This is a genomic window from Catellatospora aurea (genome assembly GCF_042663325.1).
GTDB classification, from domain to species: domain Bacteria; phylum Actinomycetota; class Actinomycetes; order Mycobacteriales; family Micromonosporaceae; genus Catellatospora; species Catellatospora aurea.
This window is the reverse complement of the sequence record NZ_JBHTAC010000088.1, coordinates 1-5,747: the sequence shown is the minus strand read 5'-3', so window position 1 is coordinate 5,747 and position 5,747 is coordinate 1. Positions and strand designations below refer to the sequence as shown.

The 5,747-nt window shown below is 68.3% G+C and carries 4 protein-coding genes and 1 pseudogene; 3 read left to right on the top strand and 2 right to left on the bottom strand.

The features are described 5' to 3' along the window. Positions 1–485: 485 nt before the first annotated feature. Both fahA and ACFQO7_RS37495 read right to left on the bottom strand, forming a co-directional pair. Positions 486–1,661: a fumarylacetoacetase gene (gene fahA, locus ACFQO7_RS37500; RefSeq protein WP_376810851.1), complete on the bottom strand. Its 1,176-nt coding sequence runs from the start codon at positions 1,659–1,661 to the stop codon at positions 486–488. Positions 1,662–1,726: 65 nt separating this feature from the next. Next, a complete protein-coding gene (locus ACFQO7_RS37495; protein WP_376810850.1) occupies positions 1,727–2,560 on the bottom strand; it encodes a hypothetical protein in 834 nt (277 codons plus the stop codon). Between the two features lie 110 nt (positions 2,561–2,670). On the opposite strand from ACFQO7_RS37495, the gene ACFQO7_RS37490 reads away from it, so the two are divergent. The 3 genes and pseudogenes from ACFQO7_RS37490 to ACFQO7_RS37480 form a co-directional block, all read left to right on the top strand. Continuing rightward, complete coding sequence (locus ACFQO7_RS37490) at positions 2,671–3,837, top strand: homogentisate 1,2-dioxygenase (protein WP_361057431.1); 1,167 nt, start codon at positions 2,671–2,673, stop codon at positions 3,835–3,837. Positions 3,838–4,113: 276 nt separating this feature from the next. After that, positions 4,114–5,604, top strand: coding sequence for a sugar transferase (locus ACFQO7_RS37485; RefSeq protein ID WP_376810849.1), 1,491 nt, complete (start codon positions 4,114–4,116; stop codon positions 5,602–5,604). Between the two features lie 37 nt (positions 5,605–5,641). Further along, positions 5,642–5,747: pseudogene (locus ACFQO7_RS37480) on the top strand (sulfate adenylyltransferase subunit CysD); the annotation flags it as partial.

Genomic DNA, 5,747 nt, shown 5'->3' with positions numbered 1-5,747 from the left:
TTGGCACTTGGCTTAAATAGCACCCTGTTGAGTTCTCAAAGAACAAGCACACACCTTGCTGGTGTCCCACATCGTGGGATCCCGCTCGGGGCAACTCATCCAAGTTACCCGGTCTGTCGCTCCGTGTCAAGCGAATCTTTCCTGAATTTTCAGGATCGATTTGCATCCATTTTGCGGCTTCCCAGCCCGAACACACCACAACTACTTCAGTAGCGAGATCAGTTCGGAAGAACCTGCAACCCGGCCGGCGGTCACTTCCGAGATTTTCTCTCGGCGGACTCATCCGCCCGGCTCGTTGCCGGCTCGAAGTACATTACCCGGTCGGTTTCGCGAGCGCAAGTCCCGCACCACCCAGATGTCCCGCGTTTCCCGGACTTCGACTTGAGCTCTTCGCTCGCCGTTTTTGTCCGTTCCGCGCTGGCAGAGAGAACATTACGCAAAGGCTGGGTGACCATGCAAATCGGGGTCGTGCGGCCCCGATCACATTAGACCTGAGCTGGGAAAACAGTCCCTGCGACGGCACCGAGTTCGATGTCTGCCACGCGGGCGCGCAGCACGACGGTGTCTCCGTCGGCCAGGAAGGTGCGTTCCTCGCCCTTGACCATGACCGGTTCCCGGCCACCCCAGGTGAGTTCCAGGAACGAACCCACCTCGCCACGCTCCGGACCCGACACCGTGCCCGAGGCGAACAGATCCCCGGTACGCAGGCTCGCGCCGTTCACGGTCAGGTGTGCCAGCTGCTGCGCCGGCGTCCAGTACATGGTGCGGAACGGCGGGGTCGCCACCGTGGTCTCGTTCCACTCGACGGTGATGGCGAGGTCGAGCGCCCGGCGGTCGTCGTCGAGATACGGCAGCACCTGCGGGTCCTGCACGGGCGCCGCGGTCCAGGCATCCGCCCCGAACGCGGCCAGCGGCGTGATCCAAGCCGAGACCGAGGTCGCGAAGGACTTGCCGAGGAACGGACCGAGGGGCTGGTACTCCCAGGCCTGGATGTCGCGGGCGGACCAGTCGTTGACCAGCACCACGCCGAACACGTGGTCGGCGAAGCGCTGCCACGGCACCGCCGCGCCCATGGTGGAACCGGCGCCGATCACGAAGCCGACTTCGGCCTCGATGTCCAGGCGACGGCACGGGCCGAAATCACCGGCGGCGCGCTGGCCGCTGGGTCGGACCACCGGCGTGCCGCTGACCACGACGGTGCCCGCCCGGCCGTGATAGCCGATCGGCAGGTGCTTCCAGTTCGGCAGCAGCGGCGGCTGGCCGGGGCGGAAGATCTGGCCGACGTTCGAGGCGTGGTGCTCGGAGGAGTAGAAGTCGACGTAGTCGGCGACGGTCCAGGCCAGCAGGTTGGTCACGGTCGCGAGCGGGAGCAGCAGCGGCTCGGCGGCGGCGCGGTGCTCGGGGTCGCCGAGCAGCTCGGTGAGCCGGGCCCGGACCGCGGACCAGTGCGCCGGCCCGAGCGCGAGGAACGCGTCGAGATTCGGCGCGCGGAGGCTGTCCCCCGCGAGAATCAAACCGGCCGCCTCGGCGGCGTCCAAATCAAAAGCAAAATCACCGATGCGTACGGCACACCGGGCCCGCCCGTCGGACGGCACGACGACGCCGTACGGAAGGTGGTTCAGGTCGTAGCCGCTGTCGGCGGCTCCGGGCACCCAGGTCATGCCGTCTCCTCTGCGCGCTCGGCCGGAACCGGATCCCGGGCGAGATTGTTCGTGCGGTGTGCTGTCTATCCTCGCCCGTCGAGCAGGCCGAGTTTCTGCAGGTCCTCGAGTGGTTCGGGGATGCTGCAGGTGCCGAAGCCGATCCACAGCGGCCGCCGGCGGGTGCGGCGCGAGCGCACCGCCTCGATCAGGGTCAGCGGCTGGGTGGTGGCCAGCAGCCCGGCGACCTCGGTCACCTCGGCTCCCTCGGCGGCGGCGCACGCGGCGGCCAGCACGTTGAGGAAGCCATGGTGGGTGAATCCGGTCTCGGGGTCGGTGTGCCGGATCGCGTGGTGCAGGCCGGCGGTCAGCTTGAACGGCAGCTCGCGCTCGTGGCACGCGATGATCACCGCGGCCAGCTCCATCGGCGTGGGGAACAGCTCGGCGGCCAGGCCGCCGGTGCGGAACTTCGCCGCCACCGGCAGCCCGGTGCCGCGGGCGTCCGCGAGCACGTCCAGCGCGGCCAGCAGCCCCCAGGCCAGCGGGATCTCCGCGTATCCGCGTACCCCGCCGTCGCGTACCCGCTGAAGGAAGTCGTGCAGGGCGGGCGACGGGTCCTCGCCGCGGCGGGCCATGGCGGCCTCGACCTGGACGGTCCGGACCCCGGCGGGCGGCGGCGCGAAGCAGCCGGCGGCCGGGCCGTCGGCGATCACGCCGACCGACAGCTCTTCACCCTCGGCCAGGAGCGGGCCGAGGTCGGGCAGCTGGGAGGCGGGCACCAGGAGTGGGCCGACGAGCGGGGCGTACCAGGCGCGGCGGTGCTCGCGGTGGGCCGCCACGGCGTCGGGCAGCGTGGCGCTGCCGGGCGGGAAGACCGCGGCATCGTCGAGCAGCTGGGCCAGCAGCAGTGGCGTTGACATGATCAGTCAATCTAGTGGACGCTACATAGAGCGGACAAGAGTGTCCGATTATCGGACGTCTCTCTTCGTAAAGTGGACACCGCTCCTAAAAGCGACACAGGAGGTTGGCCATGCCGTACTACCGCAGCGTCGGAGAGGTCCCGCGGAAACGGCACACGCAGTTCCGCAAACCCGACGGCGGCCTCTACGCCGAGGAGCTGATGGGGCAGGAGGGCTTCTCCTCCGACTCGTCGCTGCTCTACCACCGGCACGCGCCGACCGCGATCGTGGCGGCCGAGGAGTTCGACCCGCCCGCCTGGACCAGGCTGCCGAACCGCCCGCTCAAGCCCCGCCACCTGCAGACTCACAAGCTGGACCAGTCCGGCGCGGACGCGGTGCTCGGCCGGCAGCACCTGCTTGCCAACGACGACTGCCGCATCTCGTACGTGCTCGCCGACACCCCGTCGCCGCTGTACCGCAACGCCATCGGCGACGAGTGCCTCTATGTCGAAGCGGGCCGGCTGCGGGTCGAGTCGGTGTTCGGCGTGCTGGAGGCGACCGAGGGCGACTACGTCGTCATCCCCACCTCGGTCGTGCACCGGTTGGTACCGCTGGAGCCGACCCGGCTGCTGGTCATCGAGGCCACCGGGCACATCGGGCCGCCCAAGCGCTACCTGTCCGTGCGCGGGCAGTTCCTGGAGCACTCCCCCTACTGCGAGCGCGACCTGCGCGGGCCCGACGAGCCGCTGGTCGTCGAGGGCAGCGACGTCGAGGTGCTGGTGCAGCACCGTCGCGGTTGGACCCGGCACGTGTACGCCGAGCACCCGTTCGACGTCGTGGGCTGGGACGGGTGCCTCTACCCGTGGGCGTTCTCGATCCACGACTTCGAGCCGATCACCGGCCGGCTGCACCAGCCGCCGCCGGTGCACCAGACCTTCCAAGGTCCGAATTTCGTGATTTGTTCATTCGTGCCGCGCAAGGTGGATTACCACCCGCTCGCCATCCCGGTGCCGTACAACCACCACAACGTCGACTCCGACGAGATGCTGTTCTACACCGGCGGCGACTACGAGGCACGTCGCGGCTCCGGCATCGGCCAGGGTTCGATCTCGCTGCACCCGTCCGGATTCACCCACGGGCCGCAGCCGGGAGCGGCCGAACGTTCGATCGGGGCGGAACGTTTCGACGAACTAGCCGTCATGGTGGACACATTCCGCCCGTTGGACCTGTGCGAACCGGCCCTCTCCTGCGAAGATCCCGGGTACGCCTGGACGTGGTCTGGCCGGGCCCCGGGGTAACCCGTCGGGCCGGTCCCCCACGACCGCCGAAATTGGACGATGTGGGAATCGGGCGGCCGTCCGCCTTCATTCCCGCATCGTCTTATCCTTGCTCATACTTACGGCTGACGGGATGGGGATCACACCCAGTCCACTAGCTGACAATGACCTGGTTTTAATGTTCCAGACATAGATGTTAAGTAGAGTCAGGACGTCCTGGCGGAGAACTTGGCGTTAAGCCATCACGGCACTTGTGCCGGTGCGATCGCCAGCAGGCACTTCAGTGGGGAGCTGAGAGTGACTACCGTCCACATCGGTGCGTCGAGCAAGGCAGGTCACGGGGTACGGGGCCACCGCACAACTACGCTGACCAGGACCCTCCCGGGCGCACGGACGCGCTGGGAGTCCCGCTACGTCAAGAGCCTCGTGCTCTCCGACGGGGCGGTCGGGCTCGTCGCCGCCCTCGTCGCGCTGAAGGTGATCTTCGGTCGGACCGACCTGGTCGAGTACGTGGCATTCAGTCTTTCCCTACCGACGATATGGATTATCGCGCTATTCGCCAACCGCGCATACGACCGGCGTTATCTGTTCGTCGGTAATGACGAGTACCAGCGCGTTCTGCACAGCGGCCTGGTGCTCGCCGCGGTCATCGGACTCGCCTCCTACTTCCTGCACCTCGGGGTCGCCCGCGGCTACGTCGTCATCGCGGTGCCGATCGTCACCGTGTACGGCATCATCAGCCGCTACACCCTGCGCCGCCGGCTGCACCGCGCCTGGGCCCAGGGCAAGTGCCTGCGGCAGGTCGTCGTGGTCGGCCACGAGAGCTCGGTGGTGGCCCTGACCCGCCAGCTGCGGCACGAGCGCTACCACGGCCTCGGCGTCGTCGCGGCCTGCGTGCCCGCCCTGCGCACCGGCTCTCCCCTGGCCGGCATGGGCATCCTGGTGTACGACAACATCCACCAGGTCTCCGCGGTCGTCGGCGAGGTCGGCGCCGACATGGTCGTCGTGCTCTCCTGCCCCGAGCTCGAAGGCGCCGAACTGCGCCGCCTCGCCTGGAGCCTGGAGAACCAGAAGGTCGACCTGATGGTCGCCAGCGCGCTGTTCGACATCGCCAACAGCCGCACCACCATCCGCCCGGCCGACGGCCTGCCGATGCTGCACCTGGACCACCCGCGGTTCACCGGCGTCGGCCGCCTCGTCAAGAACATCACCGACCGGGTGCTCGCCGCGATCGCGCTGACCCTGCTCGCGCCGCTGCTGCTCGCCTGCGCGCTGATGATCCGCTTCGGCAACGGCCGCGGCCCGGCGCTGTTCCGCCAGGTGCGCGTCGGCCAGCACCGCCGCGAGTTCGTCATCTACAAGTTCCGCACCATGTACACCGACGCCGAGGACCGGCTGCAGGACCTGCGGCACCTCAACGAGCACGACGGCGTGCTGTTCAAGATGAAGAACGACCCGCGCGTGACCCCCATCGGCCGGTGGCTGCGCCGGTACTCGATCGACGAGCTGCCCCAGCTGATCAATGTGCTGAAGGGCGAGATGTCCCTGGTCGGGCCCCGCCCGCCGCTGGACTCCGAGGTCGACCAGTACCCGGCGGACATGCACCGGCGGCTCGTGGTCAAGCCGGGTCTGACCGGCCTGTGGCAGGTCTCCGGGCGCTCCGACCTCTCCTGGGAGGAGTCCATGCGCCTGGACCTCCGCTACGTCGAGAACTGGTCGCTGACCCTCGACGTGGTCATCCTGCTGCGCACCTGCACGGCTGTCCTGCGCAGTTCCGGCGCCTACTGACGGCCGCGGCCGGCGAAAGAAAGAGGAGACGACACCAGTGACGACGTTCCAGGTTTCGCATCTTGACGCCCTCGAGGCGGAGAGTGTGTTCGTGATGCGGGAGGTGGTGGCGGAGTTCGAGCGTCCGGTGCTGCTGTTCTCGG

Bases quoted from the DNA above. Each gene is read 5' to 3' on its own strand.
- fahA (WP_376810851.1), bottom strand. From the start codon at position 1,661: ATGACCTGGGTGCCCGGAGCCGCCGACAGCGGCTACGACCTGAACCAC.
- ACFQO7_RS37490 (WP_361057431.1), top strand. From the start codon at position 2,671: ATGCCGTACTACCGCAGCGTCGGAGAGGTCCCGCGGAAACGGCACACG.
- ACFQO7_RS37495 (WP_376810850.1), bottom strand. From the start codon at position 2,560: ATGTCAACGCCACTGCTGCTGGCCCAGCTGCTCGACGATGCCGCGGTC.